Genomic DNA, 25,618 nt, shown 5'->3' with positions numbered 1-25,618 from the left:
TTGATGAAAAAACTTTTGGGGATTATTTCGGTGTGTGTGCTGTTACTTATATGCCAATCATGTTACACGCTCAAAAATCAATCAATCCCGCCCAGTTTGAAGACCATCAATGTGCAGTTTTTTGAAAACAACGCGCCGCTGGTTGTAAATAACCTAAGCCAAACTTTTACCGAAGCGTTAAAAGACAGGATCCGTACACAAACCAGCCTAAGCTTAGTCCGCGGCGAGGCCGATGCAACTATGTCGGGCGCTATTACCGGTTATTCTATCGCTCCGGCATCTATTCAGGCTACCGCAAATAACGTGGCCCCAATTGCTGATGCTAACAGGCTTACTATCACTGTAAGGGTTAAGTTTTCATTTGATGCGGCGAAAACACCCGCCGATAAAAAGCTCAGTTTTGAACAAAGTTTTACTAAGTTTGCTGACTACCGGGGGGACATTTCTTCGCAGGAACAGAACCTGATACGGCAAATTAATAAGCAATTAATTGATGATATTTTTAACGCGGCCTTTTCTAATTGGTAGGCAATTTGTATTTTCAACCACGTGGATCAATATTTGAATAGCAGGCAATACGAAATATTAGATGAACTGTTGGCCAACCCGGCCGAAACAGGTTCTTTTTATGGTTATAACCTGCAGCAACTGGTTGATGCCTACCCGCAAAGCGGTATTTTGCGTGCTTTGCTTGCCCATGCCGGTACCAATAAGGATATACAGCGCGCGGCCGTTTATTACAAACCCGTTTTACTGCATAAATTAATTCAGGAGCCCGAAGGCCTTTCTCCGGTAAATTCATCACAGGTAATTAACCTGCTTGATAGTATTCCGGTAAATAATACATCAGCCTCCGAAAACTATTTTAATATCGGTCCCGCTGTTGATGACCTGGCTGATACACTGCCCGAAGATTTAGCCGCAGACACAGATCAGGATAAAAGCAGTTTCAATTTTATCAATATCGATGATCCTGAGTCTGAAATTGCAGATGCAGAACCGGTAATGGAGGTTGCTGATCCGCGAGCAGTTGCAAATGAGCCCAACGGGGAATCAGTTGCATCTACGCATGATATAGATGATGAGGTTTACGATGAAATTGTTGGGATCGAGAATATAAGTATAGGCCAGGCTAATGTGAATGAACCTGTTGCTGCTGATGTTAATACCGATGCAGCGATAAACGATAAGACAGAGGTGGCCGATGAGGCGCCGGTTGCCGTTGACGAAGCTAAAGACGTAAGGGACGATGTAACTGAAAAATGGATAATCGGTAATATCGCATCCACGGATTATTTTTTGTTTGATAACTCGGTTGTTGACACAAGGAATGATGATAAGGCGATATCGCAGGAGTCGGCTCTGCAGCCGGCAGAAATTGAAGCTACTGAACAGCAGGAGGTTTTATCAAAGTACAACGACGAGAAAATGCCTTATACCTTTATGTGGTGGTTAGATAAAACCCGTAAGGAATATGCATCAACTTATCAGCCTTATAATATTGAAACGGTTGCACAGTCAAAAAAAACTGTAGCATCTGATAGCCAAACTGCTGATGCATTACAGCACCAGTATTATGAAAATATCTTCCATTCGCAATCTCTGGAGGAGCTGGAGAAAACCCCTCAGCCCGATGTGCCGGAGATAAAAAGAAAGGAAGACATCATCATTGAGAAATTTATTAAAGAGGAGCCCCAGATCAGGCCGCCATCAATTGATAAGCTCGATAATGAGAACAAAGCAAAGAAGAGCTCGGAAGACAGAAATGACCTGGTAAGTGAAACATTAGCCCAGATTTACATCGACCAGATGTTATATCACAAAGCTATTGCAACTTACAAAAAATTGATGTTGAAATTCCCGGAAAAAAGCCGTTACTTTGCAAGCCAAATTGAAGAGTTAGAGAAGAAAACTAATTAATATAAAGAAATGTATATCGTTTTAATCATTGTTACCGTAATTGTATGCGCTCTGTTAGGGCTTATCGTACTTATCCAAAACCCTAAAGGCGGTGGTTTGGCATCAAATTTTTCAAGCTCATCACAATTAATGGGTGTACAAAAAACCGGCGACTTTTTAGAAAAAGGTACCTGGGCGTTAGCTATCACCCTTATGGTGTTATCATTGGCCATTAACGTTGCTGTAAAAGGTGGCTCATCAAGCAGCAATGATAACCCGGCACTGCGTGAGCAAATTGAAAAAGCTTCAAAACCAAGCAACGCGCTTCCTTCATCAACTCCGGCATTAACGCCATCTGCTACACCGGCAGCTCCTAAAGCCGACAGCAGCAAAAAATAATAAATAATCAATTAAGATATATTGAAGGCCTCTGGATATATTCAGGGCTTTTTCTTTTTCCAGGAATTTCTGTCCCATCCGGGTCTTTCAGAGATTTAAGTTAATTCACAAAATTAATCAGCAAGGCGTGTTGTTTTGCCCCTCTGGGGCAAAGGATACTTCTATTTTTCATGCTACAAACCTTTTGCACCTCTGGTGCACCTGTCTATAAGCAATTAATATATGTTTATTAAATCGTAAAAGTCTTCCCGGAGGGAGAAAATGTTTGTAGAAATAGCATCCTACTTTATCTGAACCCCAGAGGGGTTCAACTCAGCTGATTACTCAATTGGTAATAGCCAAATGAGCATTAGTTTTATAGGGTAACTTAAATCTCTGAAAGGTCCTGAACGGACATAAAGAAAACGCCCCCGATTTTCGTCGGAGGCGTTTTTTATACAAGACGATTCAAATTATAATATCAGGATCAATACCAAAATAATGATGATGATAGCACCTACTGAAAGGTAAATACCGCCGCCGCCAAGGGCATTGGCTTCTTTTTTCATTGATTTTAATTCGGTACGCAATTCCTTACGTTCAGCTTTGGTAAGCTCCGATTTATCCATCGCTTTGATCTCATTTACACGGGCCTTGATCTCCTCAACACGGGCTTGTTTTTGCTCGGTTGTCATGGTTGCTATTTCTTCCTTGCTTAGCGGGGTAAGCGCGTGGCTATCAGCAGCAAAGGTGTTCAACGCCGTAAATGACAGCAGCATGGTGAGGGCTAATAAATAAACTTTAGTTTTCATAGTTTTAATATTTAAGTGATTCTTTCTATGAAAGAGAAAAAGTGCGAAAAATGTTTTACCGAAGTATAAAATTATTGTAACCCAAATGTTATAAGCAAACAAAATAGGCCGATTCAAAAACATGCCCCACGCTTAATTTTTGGATAGCTTCTTTATCTTTAATATCAACGTGTTTGCCTTCGGTATCGGCGCAGCCAAGCCATGGTTCTATGCAAACAAAATCAGCCCCCGGTTTGGCCCATAAACCAAGATAATTGAAATGGGGAAATTCAAGCGCTAAGGTTTGATCATGTTTATCGCTTTTAATAGTTACCATGCGCGATTTCAGATCTTTAAAAACCAGTGCATCGTCATTAAACAGATCACGGGTTAAATAGAGCTTTTTATTCGGAGTTGGTACCGGATGTGTTATGCCGTTAAAAAAGCCATCTTTTGATAAAAGGTGAGTGTTAAAATGTTCTTCGGTTTCAAACTCCAGGTAATAGTCCTCGTAGTTTTCGCCTTTGTTAAAAGGGACATTAAATGCCGGGTGCCCGCCAACAGAAAAATAGATTGATTTTTTATCAAGGTTGATCACTTTATAGGTAATGCGGAGCGCGTTATCAATAAGATGATACAGGATTTGGAAATCAAATTTAAAAGGATAAACTTTAAGCGTATTCTCGCAATTAGGTAACGAATAGCTTGCCGATGTTTCATCCGACTCCAATAAAAAAAACTCCGACTGACGTGCAAAGCCGTGGCGCGACATAGCATATTTTTCACCATCAACCAAAAGTTCATTATTAATGAGGCCGCCTACTACCGGAAAAAGATTGGGGGCATGCCATGGCCATATTTTTTCATCAGCCTGCCACATATGTTCAATACCTGTGGCTTTATTGATAAATGAACTCAGTTGAGCGCCTTTGGTGTCGATAGCTACTTTAATGTGGTCGTTTTCTAAATGAGTGATCATAGATGTATAATTAATGTAAAAGCCCGGCTTTTATAAACAACGGCCGGGCTTTAAACCAATATATTAAGGATTCGTTAATTGGATAACTTCCGGTTTAACGAAGTTAACAAATCAATCATCATCCTGTTCTTTTTTAGGTTCTAAAATTACAAAAGCGCTCCTTTTTGGTGCAGGCATAACCGATGCTTCGCCTTTTACATATTTCCAAACCACTTCATTCAGGTCGATATCGGGTGCGGCGTCTTCCCTGGCAAAATTAAACAGTTCCGAGCGTTTGCTGCTCTCGTTTACCGCTATATTTCGCTGTTCCAAATCAACCTGTGCCGGCTTAGCAGTATATGGCGTAAGGTCGGGCTTGCTGGTAAAGCAATCATACAGCGGCATAGCGGCTGCATCATACTGGCTCATTGGAGGCAAGCCTAAAATAAGCTCGATGGTACGCAAAACACCCGAGGTTGAATACATGCCATGGATCACAGCGTTGCGTTTTACATAAGGACCGGCTACAAACACCGGTGAACGGTGGGCATCAATATGGTCGGGGCCGTTTTGGGCGTCATCCTCCAAAATAAAAACCACCGACTCTTTCCAGATCGAACTATGTGATAAATGCTCAATGAACTGGCCAATGGCAAGATCATTATCGGCCACGGCGGCGATGGGCGATATGGCGCCTTTGCGCTGCCCGCTGGTATGGTCGTTTGAAATGCGCACGGTGTTAAAATGCGGCACCGCGTTTATAGTGAGTAACGAATCAAAGTCATGGGCCCAGATCTCAGTCCTTTTAACATCTTTCACATTCAGGTCAAAGCCCGGCGACTTGATACAAAAATGCCCTTCAAGCGATTTTAAGTTTGCTTTGCCGGGGTTACCATCGCTCACAAACTCGCCGTAAGTACGATAGCTTACACCGGCGCGTTTGCAATAATCCCATATAAAGCCATCGCGCGGATAGGCGGCTTTGCGGGTTCCTTCAAAATCATAATTGCCACCGCGGCTACCGTAACTGGTTGGCCATGTTTTTTCTACAAAATCGGTAGCATAGGCAGCCATGCTCCAGTTGTGGCCGTCGGCGCTTACCTCCGCATCAACGTAAAAGTTATCAAGCAATACAAATTCATTGGCAATAGCGTGATGGTTAGGCGTTACTTTTTTACCGAAGATGCACAACGAAGTATCGCCGTTCCCTTGCGGCATATCGCCTAAAACCTGGTCGTAAGTGCGGTTTTCTTTAATAATATAGAAAACATATTTAATGGGCGACTTTTCACCCAGGCGGCGTGGAATGGGGTTTCCTTCTTCGCCCTTGGCTGTTTTTTCAACTTTAGCAGTAAACGGTGTATTGGCGTAAACTTGTTTGGTGTAAGTTTTCAGTTCGGCATCCGACGGGCTGTTGATGAATGATAGCGTGCCTTTAAACAAACCGCCTATGTATTGCTCCCGGCTGTTGATGGCCCCTTGCTTGTAACCGCTGTTATCGGTTTTTTTAACCGGCTGCGGCCCTTTAGGATTGGCCATTGATGAAAACCCTTTGCCGTTTGATACCAGGATTTTATTGCCCAATACCTTTACGTTGGTTGGGTACCAGCCTACCGGGATAAAGCCCTTGCTTTTGCTGCTGCCCGGCATAGTGACATCAAATACAGCAAGGCAGTTATTATCCGCGTTGGCTATATAGAGTGTTTTCCCGTTTGGCGATAAGGCCAGGCCGTTGCTGGTTGAACCGGTGAGGCGGGTAGGATAAAGCGCTGTAGAAATGGTTTCTATTATTTTATGAGTTGAAGTATTTACTACGGATACCGCATTGTCGTTCGCATCGGCCACATACAGGAATTTCCCTTTCTTATCTAAAAGTAGTTCGTTAGGATGGCTGCTGGTTTTAATGGTGCTGAGTGTTTGCGTAGCTATGTTGTAAAAGCCAAGCATATCGCCGCCCCATAAAGAGATGTACAGCGTTTTTTCATCGGGCGATAAAATGCAGCTGTAAGCTTCGGCCGGCAGTTTTACCTGTTTCAGAATGTCTTTTTATCAGGATCGATAATATAAAGAGTGCTGTCTTCCTTTGTCACCGAATACAGGCGGCTGTTACTTTTGTTAGTTACCATGCCGGTAGGGCAAACCTTATTTTGGGCCAGGCATTCGGTGCTAATTTGATGGTATCCGGGGTGCCTAATTTGTTACCGGCTATATTAAATACCAGGATCCAGTTGTCATTACCGCCCGATGCGTATAGTTTTTTTTCATCACGGCTAAAAGCCAGCCCGTACCAGGATTTTTTAACCACTACCTCATCAAGCAGTTTTTCATTTTTAGGGTCGATGAGCTGTACCGACTGGGTGCTTTGGCCGTTGTTGGTAACAGCTAATAATTTACCCGATACAGAAAGCTGCATGTTCAGCGGCAGATCGCCAAGCGGTAAAGACCTGCCCGCGGGACTAAGCTTCCAGCCGTTGGGTAATAGTACCTGTCCTGTTTGTTCAATTTTTCCCGGAGTTTGAGCGAAGGATTGTAATGCCGCACATAAAAGAATAATGCCGGCGATGAGTTTTAGTTTCATAAGAAAACGATTGTAATCAAAATTACAAAATCGTTTTCTTCCGAAAGGCTTGTTAACAGAAACTTAATATAAATAAATTGGACTTTTCCGCGTAAGTGCCTTAGTTTATCAATTTACCAACTGTTTTTTAAACTGGTTAGGGCTGATACCCGTTTCTTTTTTAAACAATCGTGAAAAATATGGAAGGTTCTCAAAGCCAAGTTCGTATGCTATTTCAGAAACGCTTTGGTAATCACTTTTAAGACGGTTTTTCGCTTCGTTTATAAGGTAAATATGGATCAGTTCAATAGCAGTTTTTCCTGTTTCCTGCTTAAGCATATCACTTAGGTAACGAGGTGATAAATTAAGTTGTGAGGCCAGCGCGTTAACAGAGGGCAGTCCCTGGGTTAGCAATAAGCCGTTGGTAAAATAAGCTGCTAATACTTCATTAAACTTTGATACTGTTTTACCCGAAAGCTCTGTACGGTTAATAAACTGGCGTTTGTAAAACCGTTGCGAGTATTTCAGGATAGAATCGATATGCGTAAGTATAATGTCGCGGCTATACTCATCGGTGTTATTGTGATATTCGGCTTCTATCTTGTAATAAAGGTCCCACATAATCTGCTCTTCCGATGGCGAAAGGTGCAGGGCTTCGTTTGCCTCATAGTCAAAAAAAGCATATTTGCTTATTTCGTTATGCAGAAAGTGGCCGTTCAGAAAATCCTCGTGGATGAACATGATAAACGCATCCTCATCATACTCCACGCTGTTAAACTGGATCACCTGCCGGGGTTTGATGAACATCATGCTGCCGTTATCGTGATCATATTTTGTACGGCCATACATGATCTGACCTCCTTTAAGTTTTTTAAACCCGATCATGTAAAAATCAGATGTAAACTCTCTTTCGCCAAACCCACAGGTGTGGGTGCACCTGTACAGGCTGAAGAGCGGGTTCTCCGGCATCGGGAAACCATTGGAGCGGTGCATATCGGCCAAATTTTTAAAATGCTGCATGATGAATAAAGATAAACAAATCTACGCCGAATTGCGGCGTAGATTATATCAAATAATACCTTATATCAGAAGCTGAATGCTTAAAGCCTAAAGCATGGTCTGATTAATTAATATACTGTAGGATATTATTTACCGTGCGCAGCGGCAGATATCTCGCTCCAGCTTTCCCACTCAGCAGCACGGCCTTCATAAGTTTGTTTAACCCACGGGTGTGCGTGTTTACCCAGGAATAAACGCAACGGAGGGTTTTCGGTGTCAATCAGCTTCAGCACAGCATCTGTAGTAGCTTCCGGTACACCGAAAATATCGGTGTCATTTAAGCCAGCCTGGAAAGCCGCCCGTACAGCGTCATATTCGGGCATTGCCACGGTTTGCGCGGCAGAAGCGCCGGCCCAATCAGTTGCAAAGCCGTTAGGTTCAATCAGGGAAACGTTTATTCCAAAGCCTTTTACTTCGGCGGCCAGGGTTTCACTTAAACCTTCTACCGCAAATTTAGAAGCGTTATACAACCCCAGCACAGGTAAAGTAACGAGGCCAAGTACGCTCGAAAGCTGGATAATATGGCCGTAGCCTTGTTCACGCATTACAGGTAACACTGCCTGTGATAACCATAGTAGTCCAAAAAAATTGGTTTCCATCTGCTCGCGGGCTTCCTGCTCGGTAGTTTCTTCAACGCTGCCGAATAAACCGTAACCTGCATTGTTGATCAGCACATCAATACTGCCGAAGTGTTCTTTTGCTTTGTTGATAGCTGCGAAATCTGCAGCGCGATCATTAACATCCAGTTGCAGCGGTAAAATATTGTCGCCATATTTATTTACCAGATCATCCAGAGTGCTCAGGTTACGAGCGGTTGCTACTACTTTATCGCCTCTTTGCAGTAATGCCTCGGCCCATAATTTACCGAAACCACGTGATGCGCCGGTAATGAAAATTGTCTTTGCCATTGTTATTGTTTTTAAATGATAAGACAAAATTAGCTTGATTAGAGCCGGGCGATTTATACAGAAGTGGGGAACAATGATACATTTTTACGCAGGGGCTTGTAATTGGTAATCAAAGTGTCATTAGGCGCAAATGTCGGCAGAAACTTAGAAACCGTTTGACTTTGATTGTTTTAAATGTAGAGACGCATAATTGCGTCTCCCGCATGCAATTTCGAACGAAATCAGAAGCTTTTTGAATTGGCTTGTCCGCCGGGAGACGCAATTATGCGTCTCTACAAAAAACTTTCCCTCCGTTTTAAAGGCTCTTCGGTTTATAAAAAAACGCACCCCATCTACAGAGAGACGGGGTGCGTTTTTTTACGTCCAAACTCCCTCTCCTTTGGAGAGGGCCGGGGTGAGGTCTATTTGCTTTTCAATACCAATGTACTGCTTGGCAAACCATCAGCCGAGGCGGTTAAAGTTATCGTGCCGGCTTTTTCTTTGGCCTGTACTATGGCCAGCGCAAGGCCATGAAATGCCTTGCGGTAATCAGCTTTAAACGGATCATGACTAACCGGATCGCCGTTATCAACGCTGGCAATGGAGCCATCGCCGGCAATCTTAAAGTTTACCTTGTTATCAGCATCAGGTACAACGTTGCCGTCTTTATCCAATATTTTTACGGTGATAAATGACAGGTCCTGACCATCGGCTTTAATCTGCGAGCGGTCGGCAATCAGCTCAATTTTAGCAGGAGCCCCGGCGGTATGGATCTCGCGGGTAAACACGGTTTTGCCGTTTTTGCGTGATATAGCTTTCAGCGTTCCCGGCTCATATTTTACCCGCCACATTACGTGCAGGTCGTCGCCGGTTTTCTTTTGGATGCCTAATGATTTCCCGTTCAGGTAAAGTTCAACCTCATCGGCATTGTTATAGTATGCCCAGATGTCGATCATTTTACCAGGCTGCCAGTTCCAGTGCGGGAAGATGTGGAGCACATTTTTATTGGTCCACTCACTTTGGTACATATAATATACATCTTTAGGAAAGCCGGCCAGGTCAATAATCCCGAAGTAGGAGCTGCGCGATGGCCATGAATATGGAGTTGGTTCGCCCAGATAGTCAAAGCCCGTCCAGATGAACATGCCCGAAAGGAAGTCGTACTTTTTCATCACCTTCCAGGTCATTTCATGTGTTGATCCCCATGGTGGTCGGGTGTTGTCATATGCCGAAACATTGTTGCCTTCCCTTACAAAAGGTTTATCATAGCTTGGCGGCCAAACCCTGATGCTATCCGAAGGCATTTCATAATAACCACGCGTTTCCAGGCCCGAAGTAGTTTCGGTAGCAATAAACTTTTTACCCGGGTAACGGTCATGAAACTTAGCGTAATCAAACTGGTGATAGTTATAACCAACCAAATCAATAGCACCCGATTTTATAATTTTGTTGGTGCTATCCGGACGGTCATTAGCCGTAGTGAGCGGGCGGGTTTTATCGAGGCTGTGAACGATAGCCGCCAACTCAGGCGCAATGCGTAACGCGCTGGTATCCGCCTGTTGCGGGATTTCGTTGCCGATACTCCAGATCATGATGCTTGGATGATTGCGGTCGCGTTTGATTTGGTCTTCCAGGTCGCGTTTATGCCATTCTTTAAAATACAGGTGGTAATCGTAAGTGGCCTTTTTCCATTCCCAGCAATCAAAGGCTTCGTCCATCACAATAAAACCCATTTTGTCGCAAAGGTCGAGCAGTTCGGGAGCCGGAGGGTTGTGCGAGGTGCGGATACCATTACAGCCCATTGCTTTGAGCATCTGCAACTGGCGCTCCAACGCGCGGTTGTTAATGGCTGCGCCAAGGCTGCCAAGGTCATGGTGATTACAAACACCTAAGATCTTCATCGGCTTCCCGTTCAGGCTAAAACCTTTATCTGCATCAAAATTGAAATAGCGAATGCCTACGGTAGTGGTATATTCATCAATCACATCTTTGCCTTCCAGAACTTGTGTAACCGCTTTATACAAATAAGGTTTCTCAACTGACCATAACACCGGGTTTTTCACAGTGAGCGTATTGTCAGTAGTTAGTACAGCGTTTTTAACCCGTGCTGACAATGTAGCCTGTTTGCTGATTGCAACAATTTTACCGGTGGCATCATAAAGTTTAGTGCTAATAAATAATGATGGTGAAACCTCATTATTATGCAGTTGCACCTGTACATTTACTTTGGCAGACGCATCGCTGATATCGCTCGTGGTTACATAAGTGCCCCAATGATCGATGGCGATTTTGTTGGTGGTAACCAGCCAAACATGGCGGTAAATGCCCGAACCTGAGTACCAGCGCGAATTTGGCTGCACCGAGTTATCAACTTTAACAGCGATAACGTTGCTGCCGCCAAAGTTTAAATAAGGAGTAAGTTCATACCTGAAAGAGATATAGCCGTTTGGCCGGAAACCAAGGTGATGGCCGTTGATCCATACATCACTTTTTTGATATACGCCATCAAAATCAATATAAACCAGCTTGCCTTTTGATGTAGCCGGAACAGTAAAAGTTTTACGGTACCAGCCAATGCCGCCGGGCAGGGCGCCGCCTTCAGGTGTGGCCGGGTTATCTTTTGAAAATTTACCTTCAATACTCCAGTCATGCGGCAAATTGAGCACGCGCCATTTGCTGTCGTTCAGCGTTGTTTTTTCGCCGTTTTCGACAGCGCCGAGGTTAAAGCGCCAGCTTTTATCAAAATCAAGTTTCTGCCGGTTTTGGGCAAAAGGTTTTAACGCGGCCAGCGTCAGGACGGCAAGGATGCATGCAAACTTATAAGCCCCGGCGCGGTGGGTTTTTATTGATGACATAATATCGTTTGGGATTAAATGTATTTTGGACACTAAATTATAAATAATAGGCTAAAAGCAAAGGAATAGTGTAAATTAACCAGGGAGAGCGCCTTATGCTAAATTATATGTAAAATATTAAATAGCATCTTGGTATTTAATACTATTTGCTTCAACATTACGTTTCAAGATTCAATGAAAGCAATCGCCTTTATCATGTTAATTTTTATGGTGCTCCTTTCCACTATACCCGGGAAGGCGGAGCCTATGAATGGCATGACCAAAAATTGCTGTCGTCATATGGCTCATATGCCGCAGAAACAGCATGGCGGTCAAAAGGGATGTGACGGTGGTATGTGCATGACCATGCTATCGTGCAACGATTGCTGCTTTTTAAAAGTTGAACCTGTCAAAGCCGGGCCTGTTGCCGTTATTATTAGTAGCAATGCCCCTTTGCCTTACCTCGCAGGCAATTTATCCGATTACGAAAACACCTGCTGGAACCCTCCGAAAGCTTGATAAAAAGACATCTGCCTGTTTTCAATAGTGTATCTTTTTATTAAAAATTCAAATTAAAAATCATGAAAAAGTTTCTTTTCATCACCACTGTGATGCTGTTTACCATATTTAATATTTCGTTTGCTAATACACCTTGCTGCAATAACAAGATGAACCATTGCACCAAATGTGCAAAGTCATGCACCAAACCAACGTGTTTGGATAATTGCAGCAAAAGCTGTAAGGCCAGCGGCGATTGCAATAAAACGTGCAGTAAGTAAACAAAAACAGCCTCCCGAATGAAATTCGGGAGGCTGTTTTTGTTATAGTATAGTCCACCCGTCATTGCGAGGAACGAAGCAATCGCGAACTATACAGGGCGGATTTGCCTCCGTGCCATTGCTTCGTTCCTCATGACATGAGGTGATGGTGAGCTGCGCTTAATGTACCCTATCGGTTTTATATATCCCAAGCGGCCCATCTATAATATCAACAATCTGCTTACTGAACAGCTGGAAATGCTCCTGCTTAACATGCTGATCAAGCCCTTCCTGGCTGGTCCAGGTTTCGTGAAAAACAAACTGGGTTTCATCTGTTGTCGACTGGTATAGCTCGTATTGCAAACAGGCTTCTTCCTGGCGGGATGCTGCAACCAGCTTATCCAAAAAATCTTTCATTTGGGCAGTGGTGCCGGCCTTACACTTCACTAAGGCTGTTAAGTAAATTTTCATGGCTTGGGTTGTTTTGGGTAAATAGTTTGTTTAAATGTTCCTGGTAGCGTTGCAGGTTCTCCTCAATATTAGCGTTTTTCATCACATCATAAAAGTGAATACTTTCTAAAGCCCGCATACCGGTAAAGGCGTTCATGCGGTGAAAGCCAAACATCGGACCTTCGTCAACACTGTGCTCATTGAAAAATTCGCCGGGCAGGGTAAATGCAGTTACGGGTGCATTCCATGATGTGGTAAGCATATATTTTTTGCCCTGCATTAAGCCGCCTGTGCCGTAATTAACACCGGGATTTTCGGCGGTGCGGCCATCGCTGCGGTAAATGCCGTTTTGATACCCGGCGGTAAAAACTTCGTCGATATATTTTTTAAAGGCATGCGGCACCTGGAACCACCAAACCGGGGTGTGGTAAATGATCACATCGGCCCATTTATAGTTTTCCGCTTCCTGCATCGGGTCATAAGCGTTATTCACATCGGTTGAACGAATTTCAAAATCCGGATGACCGGTAAAATACTGCACGGTAGCATCCAATAAAGTTTTGTTAAATCTTCCGCCGGAGTGACCGAAGATCTGTCCGCCGTTTATTACAAATATGTTTGTCATTTATTTTCTGTTTTAATTTTCATCAAAATTACAGCGGCTTAATTCATTATTAAAATAGTTTAATTTATACATTTGTATCATAATTATAATAGATAGACTATGGTTAATTTTGAATGGTTCCGTACGTTTAAGGCGATCTATGAAACCGGGTCGCTAACCGGGGCGGCCGAAGCGCTGTTTATTTCGCAGCCGGGGGTGAGCCTGCATTTAAGTTCATTGGAAAGTTATGTGGGCTACAAATTGTTTGACCGTACTTCGCGCAAAATGGTATCGACAGAGCGGGGTAAGATCTTATACAACTATATCCTGGAGGCAATTTGTAAACTGGAGGATGCCGAACGACATTTTCATAAAAGCACCGAAAAGGACGTGCCTACCATAAGTATAGGCATGTGCTTTGAAACTTTTCAGTTTACGCTTGAATCCTACCTGCCCACATTGCCTTTTAATGTGATCATTAAATTTGGCGAATACCCCGAAATGCTGGCCGACCTGGACAATGGCATCCTCGATATGATCGTTACGCCTCATAAGGGCGATTATAAAGGTTTGGAGTATAAACCCTTTTTTAAGGAACGCATAGTGGTGCTTGCCGGGGCGCAAACGCCAACCGACGAATTTAATGAACTGTTGAAAACTAAAGACCTTAACCGGATTCAAGCCTGGCTTAAAGCCCAAACTTGGTACGGCTCATCGGGCGATATGGAACACCTGCGGCGCTTCTGGCATATTAACTTTGGCAAACGGCCTGATTTTAAGCCTAATTTCATCGTCCCTAACATGGGCTCTATTATCCGTTGTTTGAGTAATGGTAAGGGTATAGCCGTAATCCCTGATTTTCTTTCAAAAAAGGAGCGGGACAGCGGCAATATCAAACTGCTTTGGGAAGGATATAATTTAATTGAGAACACCTTGTACTTCGGCACCCGCAAAAAATCCATTTACGCGGAGCAGGTGGCTATGATCCAGGAAATTTTTGAGCGGGAGATGGTGTAAGCTTCTAATCGCCGCCGCTCGCCTCTGGCGAGTGGCAACTATCAAGGCGGCCTGTGGCCGCCGTGGCAAAAGAAGACCATGTGATTTATCGAAACTCAAACATTTCTTTGTTAAGATTGCCGGAATACCATCTGTCATTTATAAAGTAATAAGTTTCCTTACCTAAAATGATTATAGGGAAATTACCTGAAATTTTTTGTTTGGTCTTGTTTCTTGTTGTGATAAAGTGATCGTATATGTCTTGCTTAACGCTGTAAAAGACATTTTGCTGCATGTCGAAGGCTAAAACTGTGTTATTGTCATAGGCATAGTTTTCTTTAGGGCGAGGTTTTGAATCAACAAAATCATGTACACTGACTTTTAATTTGCAGTTGTTAATACTGTTGCCAATCAAACGTAATTTAATGCGGTATTCTTCCTGTTGTTTGCCGGATTCCCCGGTAAGATATCTTAAAACATGCATGGCCTTGTATAGATGTTGGCCCTCCACGCAGATGATCAGAGTATTTCCTAACCCAACCCCCGATCCGCCTCTTACTGCATAGTTAATCTCAATAAAGTTTTTATTCAATAACCTAATGTCAGGAGGTTCTCCCCAAAAATCCTCTATTGTAATAATATCCTTTAGGCAAATCATTTTAAGCACATGGTTTGCATAGTCAGGAACGATCTTCACCGTTTGATTTTTACCATCGATGGATGTAAGATGATATATTTTGGTGTCTCTTTTGGCTGCTTTTGCCTCAGCCGTTTTTAACCAATCTTGTGCGGATGAATGATCGAAATAAAGTATAAAAACCAAGGAAATAATTAAGGCGGCGTATCTGTTCATAAGATAAGGTTTACAGGCCAATTTATGCTTTTATTTTGCTGCTTTTACTACTAATTCCAGATTAAAATAATGCTGACAATGTACTGCCAGTACATTGATCATCAGCAGCGTGTGTTTTCAAAAACTCCAAAAAAACGCAAAAAACAAACAAAAAGATCCAGGTAAAAATGCCCGGATCTGAAACGCTGAATTTATACGCTTAAAAGGTTTATTTGCTGATAATCAAATGTTTAACAGTGTTTCGGGTAAAACGGTAAATTTCTGATTATCAATGTGTTTCATTTTTAATCCGTTCCGCTGTTTCACTCTCGAAAAATGGAACATTTGTTATTTGCAAAAAAAGAAACGCCGGCAATTTTTAATTTTTTTATGGAGAATCAAAAAATTGGGACACCTTATTTGTTACATTGGATATTGTCCAATAAAGCCTGTAGAATCACCGGGTGCTTATACTGTTGGTGTGGCCGTAAAAATACTCGCATAATACTTGCGATAGGCAAACAGCAAAAATACCTCTAAAACGATAACTGCCAGTCCAATTGGCAAACCGGCCGGTGCCAAAATGGCATGGAACAGGAATATATTTAATGAAATAGGTAGCAGCAATAACACAAACAGTGCCGTATACCGGTTGATAATTAAAAACAGGCCACTGGTTATTTCAATTACCTTCATGTATTGAAAAAAATAACCTGAACCAAATAACCCGCCGCTAAATGCCTGTGCCTTATCGCTCATGGGCGGTTGGGCCATATGCAGAAACTGGAAAAAGAAGTTTAAACCAAACACCACGAAGACCAGGCCCAGCAAAACGCGGGCAATTAATACTGCAATTTTCATAATTAATAGGTTTAATATAAGGTTAAACACTAAGTTTAGTAATTTAATTGACATATTCAAATCCGCCTCATAGCTAACTATTTAAACAGGCATTACTTTTGATAAAACAGGACATATGAACATTCAAAAAATAACTTTCGGCAACGGTTGCTTTTGGTGCACCGAAGCCGTTTTCCAATCTCTTAAAGGTGTAACATCAGTAACCTCGGGTTATATGGGCGGCAAAGTTTTAAACCCAACCTATGAGCAGGTTTGTACAGGCGCTACCGGTCACGCCGAAGTGATTCACCTGGAGTATGACGCCGACGTGATCTCGTTTGATGAATTACTATTGGTTTTCTTTAAAACCCATAACCCAACAACGCTTAACCGCCAAGGCAATGACGTGGGCACACAATACCGCTCGGCTATATTTTATTATACAGATGAACAAAAGCAGGCTTCGGAAGCGATGATCAAAACGCTTACAGATGAGCAGGTTTTTGACGATCCAATCGTAACTGAAATCACCCTGGCAAGTACATTTTACAGCGCCGAAGATTACCACCAGAATTATTTCAACGATAATCCTAACAAGTCATACTGCGCGTTTGTTATCCAGCCAAAACTCAATAAATTTGCAAAGGAGTTTAAGGATAAAATAAAGCCGGAGCTGTTATAAGCACACGGTGGTCATCCCCAATTTATTTCGGGATCCCACTTGCTAAGTCCCCGATGGATGTATGAGGTGCTGAGATAAATTGCCCATGATACGTTAAAAAATGGCGTCATCCCGAACTTGTTTCGGGACCCCACAAGACAAGCCGCATGAAGTATACTTAGCAAGTGGGGTGCTGAAACAAGTTCAGCATGACGGATGTGGAGATGTCATTTCGCCTTCAGAGCCCAGGATTTAAACACTCAACATGTCAGCCCATTTTAATCAACCCATATGAAAAAAAGCTATAGCTATCTACTATCTGGCCTGTTGTTATTCAGCGCCTGCTCATCTGTTAAAAAAACAGCCAATCCTAATCCCAGCATTACCAATGATGGTAAGATCTGGGCTTCATTATGGCAGCAGCGTGCGGCAGAGTACAAAGCATTATGCTTTCAGTCCTATAATATAGCTAAGCTCAGGGTTGACGAAGGGATTAAGAAGCCCGGTGATAAACCGCTGGCTATTGTTACCGATATTGACGAAACCGTGCTGGATAATAGCCCCTATGATGCCCATCGCGCCTTACAGAACTTAGATTACAGCGATGCCACCTGGAAACAATGGACAGACAAAGCCATAGCCGATACCGTGCCGGGAGCTCCTGCTTTTTTTAAGTACGCTGCATCAAAAGGGATCACGATATTTTACATCACCAACCGTAATGAAAATGAGCGGGCAAGTACGTTGAGAAATCTGCAGTTGTATGGATTGCCTAATGCCGATGATGAACACCTGCAGTTGAAAACTACTTCATCGAGCAAGGAAGCGCGCCGTCTTAACGTTTTAAAAACACATAACATCCTGCTGCTTTGCGGCGACAACCTGCCCGACTTTGACTTGCTGTATGATAATCACCCGGCTGAAGAAAACAGGACAGCCATTACACAAAAGCTGCAAACGGAATTTGGCAAAAGGTATATTGTTATTCCCAATCCTTCATATGGTGATTTTGAGGGGGCACTGTTCCGGTTTAATTACAAGCTTAGTCCTGCCCAAAAAGATTCGGTGATCAGGGCGAGGATCAAAGCCGATCAATAGAGCTCCCGATCTGTAACGATTGACCGGGGATAGCCGCCCGGGCAGGTATATAACTTAATTGCCTGTATTTACGTATATTTACACGCTGATCCCCCCTATAGGTGTAATTATTTTATATAGCTACAGCATTTTACTTAGTTTAATAAAATAATTGAATGTTTGGGTGATGTCATAATCTTGTGGTAAAATGTGCATGAAGCGCAAATAAATTGCAAATTTGCATACTGCATTATTATTATTCAGTTAACCCCTGTTTAACTATGAGTGATAGAACTATTCTGGTTTGGTTTAGAAATGACTTGCGCATAAATGATAACGAAATTTTGTTAGAAGCTGTACGCAAGGCTGATAAAATACTGCCGGTTTATTGTTTCGATCCTTATTATTTTCAACATACCGAAACGGGGGCTTCAAAAACAGGGAATTTCAGGGCGAGGTTCCTTTTAGAGGCCGTTGCTGATCTCCGCAAAAATTTACAGGGTTTTGGTGCCGAATTGATCATCCGCATTGGTAACCCTGCCGATGTGATCCCGCAGCTTGCCCAGGAATACCAGGTAAATGAAGTTTATCATCACCGTGAGGTAGCTTACGAGGAAACCAATATCTCCGAGCAGGTTGAAACTGCGCTATGGAAAATGAGGCTTAACCTCAAGCATTTCATCGGTCATACCATGTATCATAAGGAAGATCTTCCTTTCCCGATTAAGGATATCCCGGATAGTTTCGCGGTTTTTAAAAAGAAGGTGGAACGTGACAGTAATGTTCGCCCGTGCGTACCCAAACCCGATCATATCAGTGTTCCGGAAGTTACCGATGCCGGCGAATTGCCAACCTTGCAACAATTAGGTTTAAATGAACCTGTTGACGATATGCGCGCTACCGAATATTTTCAGGGGGGCGAAACAGCGGCTTTGGTGCAAATGCATAAGTGTTTTGCCAATGCAGATCAGCTGCTGAAACAAAAAAATGGGCGTAACGGCTCTGATTGCTCTTCAAAACTTTCTCCCTGGATCTCGATAGGGTGTATTTCGCCGAGGCAGGTTTACTGGGAAATTCAGAAATATGGCAGTAATGGTAACATGTTAAAGCTTGAATTGCTTTGGCGCGATTACTTCAGGTTCATGTTTAAAAAACACGGCCAAAAATTTATCAAAGCTAAAGACGAAGCTCAGGGCACTGACCTTGCACCGGACGCCGACCTGTTGCTCCAAAAATGGAAAAACGGCGAAACAGGAGTGCCCCTTATTGATGCAGCAATGCATGAACTTAATGCTACAGGCTATATCAGTAATCAAAACCGGCAGGTAGTAGCGGGCTATTTAGTAAACACCCTCAAAGCCGACTGGGTACAGGGTGCTGCTTATTTTGAAGAAAAGCTTATTGATTATTCGCCGGCCAGCAATTGGGGCAACTGGGCCTTTATTGCCGGTGTTAACGATGCTAAGGAAAGCAAATACGCTATAGTTACCAAACTGCCCAAAGAGCTTGAAGCCAAAACCGATTTTGTGAATACCTGGCAGCCATCATCCATTGATGAGGCCGGGGATTTGGTTAGCGCTTAAATATTATCTGTATCAAAATATTTTATATCCGTTTCAAAACAACACGCCATAATTTGAGTTTTCACCCCAAGGGGTAATATAAGCCTAATAATGGTTAAATTTCTTTACAATTAATTATGAAGTATATAGGGGTATATGCTTACTTTTGTACCGTTTTAAAGATCAGTTTCACATGGATCGTCTCAATTATATAAATAGCGGAAACGCTGCCTACATATCTTCCCTATATGAACAGTACAAACAGGAACCGGAATCGGTTGATTTTGGATGGCAAAAATTCTTTGAAGGATTTGATTTTGGTAAAGATACCGATGCTGCCGGAGCAATTGCGCCCGCTGCCGTTGGCGAAGCTACTCCTGAACATTTTTTAAAAGAAATCAATGTATTAAACATGATAGATGGTTACCGATCGCGCGGACATTTGTTTGCAAAAACAAACCCCGTTCGCGAACGCCGCCATTATTACCCAGGCAAGGAGCTTGAAACTTTTGGCTTGAGCGAAGCCGATCTTGATACCGTTTTTAATGCCGGTGTTGAAGTTGGTTTAGGTGCCGCTAAATTGCGCGATATCCGCCAGTTACTTGAGGATACTTACTGCCGTTCAATAGGTACGGAATATAAATACATCCGTAATCCCATTAAAATAAAATGGTTTGAAGAGCGGATGGAAAGCCGTCGTAATACACCTTCTTTTACCCTTGATGAAAAGAAGGAAATGCTTAACAAGCTGAATGAAGCGGTAACTTTCGAAAACTTTTTGGGCACCAAATTCCTTGGTCAAAAACGTTTTTCACTGGAAGGTGCCGAAGCGTTGATCCCATCAATGGATTCGGTAATTAAAAAAGGCGCCGATCTGGGTATCGAAGAGTTTATCATCGGTATGGCCCACCGTGGTCGTTTGAACGTATTGACCAACATCATGGAGAAAACCTATAAAGAGGTATTCTCTGAGTTTGAAGGTAAAAATTACGATTCTGAATCACCTTTTGGGGGCGACGTTAAATACCACTTAGGTTTTTCAACCGACGTGCTTACCAAGAGCGGTAAAAAAGTTCACCTGAGCCTTTGCCCTAACCCATCGCACCTGGAGGCAGTTGACCCGGTTGTAGAAGGTATCACCCGCTCAAAAATCGACTTTAAATATGGCGGCGATCATTCAAAGATCGCTCCAATCCTGATCCATGGTGATGCTTCAATTGCAGGCCAGGGTATAGTATATGAAGTTTTACAAATGGAAAAACTGGATGGCTATCGTACAGGCGGTACCATTCACCTGGTTATTAACAACCAGATAGGTTTTACCACCAACTATAAAGATGCCCGTTCAAGTACTTATTGTACCGACGTTGCTAAAACTGTGCTTTCGCCGGTTTTCCACGTAAATGGCGATGATGTTGAAGCTTTGGCATATGTAGTAAACCTGGCTATGGAATACAGGCAGGTATTTAATGAGGATGTATTTATCGATATCCTTTGCTACCGCCGCTATGGTCACAACGAAGCTGATGAACCTAAATTCACCCAGCCACTGTTGTACAAAGCTATCGATGCGCATCCTAATCCGCTTAAAATTTACAACCAAAAGCTGATTGATGAAGGAAGCATTGATGGCGAATACCTGAAATCTATCGAGAAAACTTTTAAAGACGAGTTACAGCAAAAGCTTGACGAAGTAAAATCTGAAGAAAGGTTTACTGATACCATTGCCATGTTTGAAGGCGCTTGGAGCGGATTGCACCTGGCAAGCCATAAAGAATTGGTAAAAGCTATTGATACTTCTGTAGTCGAAGAAACCATATTAGAGATTGGTAATAAGATCACTGTTTTGCCGCCAAACAAAGAGTTCTTCAAGAAAATTGAGAAACTGTTTGAAGACCGCAGTGCCATGGTGAACAAAACCAAAGTGTTTGACTGGGCCATGGGCGAATTGCTTGCTTACGGAACTTTGTTAAAAGAAGGTTACCCTATCAGGTTAAGTGGTGAAGACGTAAAACGTGGTACTTTCTCGCATCGCCATGCGGTATTGACGCTGGTTGATTCGGAAGATGAATTTACACCGCTTGCATCCATTAACCCCGAAGCTAAATTGAGTATCTATAACTCTTTATTATCTGAATATGGTGTTTTAGGTTTTGAATATGGCTATGCTTTAGCAAACCCTAATGCGTTAACTATTTGGGAAGCTCAGTTTGGTGACTTCTTTAACGGTGCACAGATCATCGTTGATCAGTACATTGCCAGTGCCGAAACTAAATGGCAGCGTGGTAATGGTTTGGTAATGTTGCTGCCTCACGGTTATGAAGGTCAGGGCCCTGAGCACTCATCTGCACGTGTTGAACGTTTTATGGAGCTTTGTGCCGATGATAATATTCAAATTGCCAACTGTACTACACCTGCCAACTTTTTCCATATTTTAAGACGTCAGATGCACCGCGATTTCCGTAAGCCACTGATCATCTTTACACCAAAAAGTTTGTTGCGAAGCCCTAAATGTGTTTCGCCGCTTGAAGATTTTACCAACGGTAAGTTCCACGAGTTGATAGACGATACTTATGTTGATCCTAAAAAGGTAAAACGCGTGCTGTTGTGTACAGGTAAGGTTTATTATGACCTGCTTGACAAACAGCAGGCCGATAACCGCAAGGATGTGGCTATAGTACGTGTTGAGCAGCTTTACCCAACTCCGGTTACCCAAATTTTGAAGATCAAAGCCAAATATGAAAAGGCCGAATTTATCTGGGTACAGGAAGAACCTGAAAATATGGGAGCATGGCCGTACATTTGCCGTAAATTCCATAATGATAAGGTAATTAACCTGAGCGTTATTTCAAGGATAGAAGGCAGCAGTACCGCAACCGGTTTTGCTAAACAGCATGCAGCCCAGCAGTTATACATAGTTTCAAAAGCTTTTGAGGCCCCTGCCGGTAAAGTGGTTAAAGAAGCTGTTAAAAAAACAACAAAGAAAATGGCTGATGCCGGGCTGATTGATTTTTAATTAATTATCCCGATGCTGTCCATTAAAAATATAAAATCTACAATACTACAATATGAGCTTAGCGATTAAGGTGCCTACCGTAGGCGAATCAATTACAGAAGTAACCCTTTCGAGCTGGAAAAAGAAAGACGGCGACCACGTTGAAATGGACGAGGTTATTGCCGAACTTGAGTCAGACAAGGCTACTTTTGAGCTTACTGCCGAAAAAGCCGGTACTTTAAAAATCGTTGCCAATGAAGGCGATGTACTACCAATTGGCGCTGTTGTTGCCAATATCGAAGACGGAGGCGCTGAAACTGCTGCTCCTGCAGCACAACCGCAGCCAGAAGTGGTAGCGAACGCACCTGCTCCGGCCCCTGTTGCTGCCGCCCCGGCTGCGGCATCAGCAACTGTTGAAATTAAAGTGCCGCCTGTAGGTGAATCTATCACCGAGGTTACTTTATCACGCTGGATCAAAAAAGATGGCGAAGCTGTTGCAATGGATGAAGCCATTGCCGAACTGGAATCAGATAAAGCTACTTTTGAACTTACTGCCGAAAAAGCAGGTACATTAAAAACTATTGCTAAAGAAGGCGATGTATTGCCTATCGGTGCTGTAGTTTGTACTATTGAAGGTGCGGGTGCTTCACAACCTGCAGTTACCCCGGTAACCCCGGCTGTAGTTAGCGCTACCGATGAATCGCCGCGTGGTGGTGCAGCTGCCGAAAGTGCTAAAACTTATGCATCAGGTACGCCATCACCGGCTGCCGCCAAAATATTGGCCGAAAAAGGTGTTGATCCAAAATCAGTATCAGGTTCAGGTGTTGACGGCCGTATCACTAAAGGTGATGCTCTTGGCGCGCAAGCTCCGGTAGCTAAACCAACTGCTTCGGCAGCTCAGCCTGCTGCTACCGCTCCGGTTGCAAATCTAACCGGTGGCGCCAGGGACGAAAAACGCGAGAAAATGACCTCACTGCGTAAAACCGTTGCTAAACGTTTAGTATCGGTTAAAAATGAAACGGCAATGCTTACCACCTTTAACGAGGTTGATATGCAGCCGATCATGGAATTACGCGGTAAATACAAAGATAAATTCAAAGAGAAACATGGTGTTGGCTTAGGCTTCATGTCGTTCTTTACCAAAGCTGTTACCGAGGCTTTGAAAGACTGGCCGGCTGTTGGTGCACGTATTGAGGGTGAAGAGATCGTATACAGCAATTTTGCTGATATCTCCATCGCTGTTTCTGCCCCTAAGGGTTTGGTTGTTCCGATTATCCGCAATGCTGATAGCATGAGCCTTGCCGAAATTGAGAAAGCCATTGTGGTCCTTGCCGGTAAAGCCCGTGAAAATAAACTGACTATCCCTGAAATGACCGGCGGCACATTTACCATTACCAATGGTGGTGTGTTTGGTTCGATGTTATCGACGCCGATCATTAATGCACCGCAATCGGCTATTTTAGGTATGCATAATATCATTGAGCGCCCGGTAGCAGTAAACGGACAGGTTGTGATCCGCCCGATGATGTACCTTGCCCTGTCATATGATCACCGCATCATCGACGGCCGCGAATCGGTAAGCTTCCTGGTAAGGGTTAAACAATTGCTTGAAGATCCTGCAAGGTTGTTGTTAGGTGTATAACCCTGCAAAAACTTTATAAAAGAGATCCCGGTAGGTTTTCCCTCCGGGATTTTTTTTGTGACTCGTATTTTATCGAGATGTTAGAATCAAATCATGAATCGGCAGAATAACAAAGCAGTTGGACGACTTCTGTAAAAACCTAATCTCTGACCTCCAACCTCTAATCTCTCTCTAAAGCTTGATTACCCTCTTAAGTACCAATAAATTTTGACCATTAAGGCTATAGCCACTAATGTTGTTTTGATAGAGGTTTACCAGTTTATCGTAGTATAATACCACAATGGGCGATTGCTCCATCATCAGATTATCCATCTGGCGGTAGATGGCAAAGCGTTTTTCATCATCTTTTACCTGGTAGGTTTGTTCAAAAAGCTCATCAAACCTTTTGTTGTTGAACCCGGTGTAATTGGGGCCGAAAGGGATTTTATTTTTGGAATAAAAAACTGAAAGATAGTTTTCGGCATCTGGATAATCGGCTATCCAGGAGCCGTAAAAAAAGTTGATGCCATTTTTGGAGATCAGTTCGCGCAGGCTGGCACCCTGGGTTATCTCTACATTTGTTTTTATACCAATGCGTTCCAATTGGCCTTGTACATACTCAATTAAACTGCGGTAACCAACGGTGGTAGCCAGGGTAATTTCGGGCATGTTTTTACCATTGGGATAACCGGCGTCTCGGAGTAGGCAACGGGCTTTTTCCGGGTCGTATATATAACCTTTTACCCCGGTGCCGTTAAAGCCTGGCATGCCTTCGGGCACAAAACCTCCGTAGCCCGGTGTACCCATACTGTTGCGGAGGTATTTGATCATCTTTTCGCGGTCGATGGCGTAGTTGATGGCCTGCCTGATCTTAAGTATTTTTAAGGGCGATTTTTTTACAATGGGCAAAGTGGTATCAACCAGCATGCCCAGGTAAATGGTATTCAGGTAAGGAGCGGTATTGAGTATAAATTTACCCTTATATTTTTGCGTTACCTTGCCTGCTTTGGTGAGGATATCATCGCGATAGCTGCCGTCGATATCATTCAAAAAATCGATATTCTTTTTTACAAACTCCAGGAACGAAGTCTGCTTATCAGCAATAAAGGTAGAACGGATGGCATCCAGGTAGGGGAGGCGGTTGCCTTTTTCGTCTTTTTCCCAGTAATGTTCGTTTTTTAAAAACACCAGTACTTCGCCTTCTTTCCAGTATTTAAACCTGAAGGGGCCGGTACCTACCGGGTGACTCCTGAAGTCCTTGCCATAAAACTCAACCACTTCTTTGGGTACTACAGAACAATATTGTGCCGTGAGTAAGCTTAAAAAGGGAGCGAAAGGCTGCTTAAGCCTGATCTGGAAAGTACTGTCATTAGGTGCCATGAAGGCGCTTTTGTCCTTTACCTTATCACTGAAGATCCATGACCCGGATGAAGCAACTTTAGGATCGATCAAACGACCGAAGCTATAAGCAAAATCTGAGGCCACTGCCTTTCGACCTGTACCATTTGCAAAATGAGGGTCGTCATGAAAATATACATCATTACGCAGATGGAAGGTATATAATAAACCATCAGCTGATGTTTCCCAGCTTTTGGCTATACAGGGAATGGTTTTTAAACTATCATTGATCTGTACCAGGCCGTTATAAAGCTGGTTGTCCATCCAAATGGTATAATGATTACGGCAAAAGGCAGGATCAAGCGAGGTAAGGCCCTCTTCAAGATTGATATTAAAAACGGTTTTGTGCTGATCGGGAGAAGTATCCGTATGGCAGGAACAAAGCTGAATGGAGAATAGTACAAAAAGGTAAGTGATCAGCTTATTCATTTAAGCTAATATATTAAATGTTGCGTTAGCTG

General features: G+C 43.0%; 23 protein-coding genes. 10 read left to right on the top strand and 13 right to left on the bottom strand.

The genetic code is table 11. From position 1 onward, the window contains the following. Window positions 1–3: 3 nt before the first annotated feature. Genes DIU38_RS21230 through secG form a run of 3 tightly spaced genes read left to right on the top strand, consistent with a single transcriptional unit; the run spans window position 4 to window position 2,298 of the window. The gene (locus DIU38_RS21230; protein ID WP_112651438.1) at window positions 4–528 is read left to right on the top strand and encodes an LptE family protein; all 525 of its coding nucleotides are present in this window, start codon (window positions 4–6) and stop codon (window positions 526–528) included. Window positions 529–549: 21 nt separating this feature from the next. Continuing rightward, entirely contained in the window at window positions 550–1,920 is a 1,371-nt protein-coding gene (locus DIU38_RS21225; protein WP_112651436.1) for a hypothetical protein, read from the top strand. Between the two features lie 9 nt (window positions 1,921–1,929). Then, window positions 1,930–2,298: a preprotein translocase subunit SecG gene (gene secG / locus DIU38_RS21220; protein ID WP_091174641.1), complete on the top strand. Its 369-nt coding sequence runs from the start codon at window positions 1,930–1,932 to the stop codon at window positions 2,296–2,298. Window positions 2,299–2,750: 452 nt separating this feature from the next. Here the strand turns inward: secG and DIU38_RS21215 are convergent, their stop codons facing one another. From DIU38_RS21215 to galB, 7 genes are all read right to left on the bottom strand, one after another. Beyond that, the gene (locus DIU38_RS21215; RefSeq protein ID WP_090534362.1) at window positions 2,751–3,089 is read right to left on the bottom strand and encodes a hypothetical protein; all 339 of its coding nucleotides are present in this window, start codon (window positions 3,087–3,089) and stop codon (window positions 2,751–2,753) included. Between the two features lie 88 nt (window positions 3,090–3,177). Then, on the bottom strand, window positions 3,178–4,047 hold the full coding sequence (locus DIU38_RS21210; RefSeq protein WP_243770689.1) for an aldose 1-epimerase family protein: 870 nt from the start codon (window positions 4,045–4,047) through the stop codon (window positions 3,178–3,180). 111 nt (window positions 4,048–4,158) lie between these two features. Then, on the bottom strand, window positions 4,159–5,973 hold the full coding sequence (locus DIU38_RS21205) for a bifunctional YncE family protein/alkaline phosphatase family protein (protein ID WP_244311228.1): 1,815 nt from the start codon (window positions 5,971–5,973) through the stop codon (window positions 4,159–4,161). A gap of 172 nt (window positions 5,974–6,145) precedes the next feature. Continuing rightward, entirely contained in the window at window positions 6,146–6,604 is a 459-nt protein-coding gene (locus tag DIU38_RS34160; RefSeq protein WP_244311227.1) for a YncE family protein, read from the bottom strand. Between the two features lie 108 nt (window positions 6,605–6,712). Continuing rightward, window positions 6,713–7,603 (bottom strand): helix-turn-helix domain-containing protein, encoded by an 891-nt coding sequence (locus tag DIU38_RS21200; protein WP_112651432.1) that lies wholly within the window; start codon window positions 7,601–7,603, stop codon window positions 6,713–6,715. A 125-nt stretch (window positions 7,604–7,728) separates the two neighbouring features. Beyond that, the gene (locus DIU38_RS21195) at window positions 7,729–8,550 is read right to left on the bottom strand and encodes an SDR family NAD(P)-dependent oxidoreductase (RefSeq protein ID WP_112651430.1); all 822 of its coding nucleotides are present in this window, start codon (window positions 8,548–8,550) and stop codon (window positions 7,729–7,731) included. Between the two features lie 401 nt (window positions 8,551–8,951). Continuing rightward, window positions 8,952–11,384 (bottom strand): beta-galactosidase GalB, encoded by a 2,433-nt coding sequence (gene galB / locus DIU38_RS21190; protein WP_112651428.1) that lies wholly within the window; start codon window positions 11,382–11,384, stop codon window positions 8,952–8,954. A gap of 174 nt (window positions 11,385–11,558) precedes the next feature. Between galB and DIU38_RS21185 the strand changes: the two genes are divergently transcribed. Then, a complete protein-coding gene (locus DIU38_RS21185) occupies window positions 11,559–11,882 on the top strand; it encodes a hypothetical protein (RefSeq protein WP_112651426.1) in 324 nt (107 codons plus the stop codon). A 40-nt stretch (window positions 11,883–11,922) separates the two neighbouring features. Here DIU38_RS21185 and DIU38_RS21180 read toward each other — a convergent pair whose 3' ends face one another. The 3 genes from DIU38_RS21180 to DIU38_RS21170 all read right to left on the bottom strand — a co-directional run bounded on the left by DIU38_RS21180 (window position 11,923) and on the right by DIU38_RS21170 (window position 13,196). After that, a complete protein-coding gene (locus DIU38_RS21180) occupies window positions 11,923–12,207 on the bottom strand; it encodes a hypothetical protein (protein ID WP_112651424.1) in 285 nt (94 codons plus the stop codon). Window positions 12,208–12,301: 94 nt separating this feature from the next. Then, window positions 12,302–12,592 carry a putative quinol monooxygenase gene (locus DIU38_RS21175; RefSeq protein ID WP_112651422.1) on the bottom strand — a complete coding sequence of 97 codons (291 nt, stop codon included), beginning with the start codon at window positions 12,590–12,592 and terminating at the stop codon, window positions 12,302–12,304. Further along, on the bottom strand, window positions 12,558–13,196 hold the full coding sequence (locus DIU38_RS21170; RefSeq protein ID WP_112651420.1) for an NAD(P)H-dependent oxidoreductase: 639 nt from the start codon (window positions 13,194–13,196) through the stop codon (window positions 12,558–12,560). The genes DIU38_RS21175 and DIU38_RS21170 overlap by 35 nt, the downstream gene beginning before the upstream one ends. Window positions 13,197–13,295: 99 nt before the next feature. Here DIU38_RS21170 and DIU38_RS21165 point away from each other — a divergent pair, with 99 nt between their 5' ends. Further along, complete coding sequence (locus DIU38_RS21165) at window positions 13,296–14,192, top strand: LysR family transcriptional regulator (RefSeq protein ID WP_112651418.1); 897 nt, start codon at window positions 13,296–13,298, stop codon at window positions 14,190–14,192. An 85-nt stretch (window positions 14,193–14,277) separates the two neighbouring features. On the opposite strand, the gene DIU38_RS21160 is transcribed toward DIU38_RS21165, so the two are convergent. Both DIU38_RS21160 and DIU38_RS21155 read right to left on the bottom strand, forming a co-directional pair. After that, window positions 14,278–15,045, bottom strand: a complete 768-nt coding sequence (locus tag DIU38_RS21160; RefSeq protein ID WP_146750323.1) for a hypothetical protein — start codon at window positions 15,043–15,045, stop codon at window positions 14,278–14,280. 426 nt (window positions 15,046–15,471) lie between these two features. Further along, entirely contained in the window at window positions 15,472–15,864 is a 393-nt protein-coding gene (locus DIU38_RS21155; RefSeq protein WP_167516241.1) for a DoxX family membrane protein, read from the bottom strand. 115 nt (window positions 15,865–15,979) lie between these two features. Here DIU38_RS21155 and msrA point away from each other — a divergent pair, with 115 nt between their 5' ends. The 5 genes from msrA (at window position 15,980) to odhB (ending at window position 23,780) form a co-directional block, all read left to right on the top strand. Continuing rightward, window positions 15,980–16,525 carry a peptide-methionine (S)-S-oxide reductase MsrA gene (gene msrA / locus DIU38_RS21150; RefSeq protein ID WP_112651414.1) on the top strand — a complete coding sequence of 182 codons (546 nt, stop codon included), beginning with the start codon at window positions 15,980–15,982 and terminating at the stop codon, window positions 16,523–16,525. A 270-nt stretch (window positions 16,526–16,795) separates the two neighbouring features. Continuing rightward, window positions 16,796–17,602 carry a 5'-nucleotidase, lipoprotein e(P4) family gene (locus DIU38_RS21145; RefSeq protein ID WP_112651412.1) on the top strand — a complete coding sequence of 269 codons (807 nt, stop codon included), beginning with the start codon at window positions 16,796–16,798 and terminating at the stop codon, window positions 17,600–17,602. A gap of 260 nt (window positions 17,603–17,862) precedes the next feature. After that, on the top strand, window positions 17,863–19,164 hold the full coding sequence (locus DIU38_RS21140) for a DASH family cryptochrome (RefSeq protein WP_112651410.1): 1,302 nt from the start codon (window positions 17,863–17,865) through the stop codon (window positions 19,162–19,164). Window positions 19,165–19,336: 172 nt separating this feature from the next. After that, the gene (locus DIU38_RS21135) at window positions 19,337–22,159 is read left to right on the top strand and encodes a 2-oxoglutarate dehydrogenase E1 component (RefSeq protein ID WP_149354142.1); all 2,823 of its coding nucleotides are present in this window, start codon (window positions 19,337–19,339) and stop codon (window positions 22,157–22,159) included. Window positions 22,160–22,211: 52 nt separating this feature from the next. Beyond that, window positions 22,212–23,780: a 2-oxoglutarate dehydrogenase complex dihydrolipoyllysine-residue succinyltransferase gene (gene odhB / locus DIU38_RS21130; RefSeq protein WP_112651406.1), complete on the top strand. Its 1,569-nt coding sequence runs from the start codon at window positions 22,212–22,214 to the stop codon at window positions 23,778–23,780. A gap of 171 nt (window positions 23,781–23,951) precedes the next feature. On the opposite strand, the gene DIU38_RS21125 is transcribed toward odhB, so the two are convergent. Then, window positions 23,952–25,586, bottom strand: coding sequence for an ABC transporter substrate-binding protein (locus tag DIU38_RS21125; protein ID WP_112651404.1), 1,635 nt, complete (start codon window positions 25,584–25,586; stop codon window positions 23,952–23,954). Window positions 25,587–25,618: the final 32 nt, after the last annotated feature.

Source organism: Mucilaginibacter metallidurans (assembly GCF_003286435.2).
GTDB lineage: Bacteria > Bacteroidota > Bacteroidia > Sphingobacteriales > Sphingobacteriaceae > Mucilaginibacter > Mucilaginibacter gossypii.
This window is presented reverse-complemented; position numbering and strand designations above follow the sequence as displayed.

Bases quoted from the DNA above. Each gene is read 5' to 3' on its own strand.
- DIU38_RS21205 (WP_244311228.1), bottom strand. From the start codon at position 5,973: ATGCTTGGCTTTTACAACATAGCTACGCAAACACTCAGCACCATTAAA.
- DIU38_RS21170 (WP_112651420.1), bottom strand. From the start codon at position 13,196: ATGACAAACATATTTGTAATAAACGGCGGACAGATCTTCGGTCACTCC.
- DIU38_RS21165 (WP_112651418.1), top strand. From the start codon at position 13,296: ATGGTTAATTTTGAATGGTTCCGTACGTTTAAGGCGATCTATGAAACC.
- secG (WP_091174641.1), top strand. From the start codon at position 1,930: ATGTATATCGTTTTAATCATTGTTACCGTAATTGTATGCGCTCTGTTA.
- DIU38_RS21215 (WP_090534362.1), bottom strand. From the start codon at position 3,089: ATGAAAACTAAAGTTTATTTATTAGCCCTCACCATGCTGCTGTCATTT.
- odhB (WP_112651406.1), top strand. From the start codon at position 22,212: ATGAGCTTAGCGATTAAGGTGCCTACCGTAGGCGAATCAATTACAGAA.
- DIU38_RS21210 (WP_243770689.1), bottom strand. From the start codon at position 4,047: ATGATCACTCATTTAGAAAACGACCACATTAAAGTAGCTATCGACACC.
- DIU38_RS21145 (WP_112651412.1), top strand. From the start codon at position 16,796: ATGAAAAAAAGCTATAGCTATCTACTATCTGGCCTGTTGTTATTCAGC.
- DIU38_RS34160 (WP_244311227.1), bottom strand. From the start codon at position 6,604: ATGAAACTAAAACTCATCGCCGGCATTATTCTTTTATGTGCGGCATTA.
- DIU38_RS21125 (WP_112651404.1), bottom strand. From the start codon at position 25,586: ATGAATAAGCTGATCACTTACCTTTTTGTACTATTCTCCATTCAGCTT.
- DIU38_RS21155 (WP_167516241.1), bottom strand. From the start codon at position 15,864: ATGAAAATTGCAGTATTAATTGCCCGCGTTTTGCTGGGCCTGGTCTTC.
- DIU38_RS21140 (WP_112651410.1), top strand. From the start codon at position 17,863: ATGAGTGATAGAACTATTCTGGTTTGGTTTAGAAATGACTTGCGCATA.
- DIU38_RS21230 (WP_112651438.1), top strand. From the start codon at position 4: ATGAAAAAACTTTTGGGGATTATTTCGGTGTGTGTGCTGTTACTTATA.
- DIU38_RS21200 (WP_112651432.1), bottom strand. From the start codon at position 7,603: ATGCAGCATTTTAAAAATTTGGCCGATATGCACCGCTCCAATGGTTTC.
- DIU38_RS21185 (WP_112651426.1), top strand. From the start codon at position 11,559: ATGAAAGCAATCGCCTTTATCATGTTAATTTTTATGGTGCTCCTTTCC.
- DIU38_RS21135 (WP_149354142.1), top strand. From the start codon at position 19,337: ATGGATCGTCTCAATTATATAAATAGCGGAAACGCTGCCTACATATCT.
- DIU38_RS21175 (WP_112651422.1), bottom strand. From the start codon at position 12,592: ATGAAAATTTACTTAACAGCCTTAGTGAAGTGTAAGGCCGGCACCACT.
- galB (WP_112651428.1), bottom strand. From the start codon at position 11,384: ATGTCATCAATAAAAACCCACCGCGCCGGGGCTTATAAGTTTGCATGC.
- DIU38_RS21195 (WP_112651430.1), bottom strand. From the start codon at position 8,550: ATGGCAAAGACAATTTTCATTACCGGCGCATCACGTGGTTTCGGTAAA.
- DIU38_RS21180 (WP_112651424.1), bottom strand. From the start codon at position 12,207: ATGACGGGTGGACTATACTATAACAAAAACAGCCTCCCGAATTTCATT.
- msrA (WP_112651414.1), top strand. From the start codon at position 15,980: ATGAACATTCAAAAAATAACTTTCGGCAACGGTTGCTTTTGGTGCACC.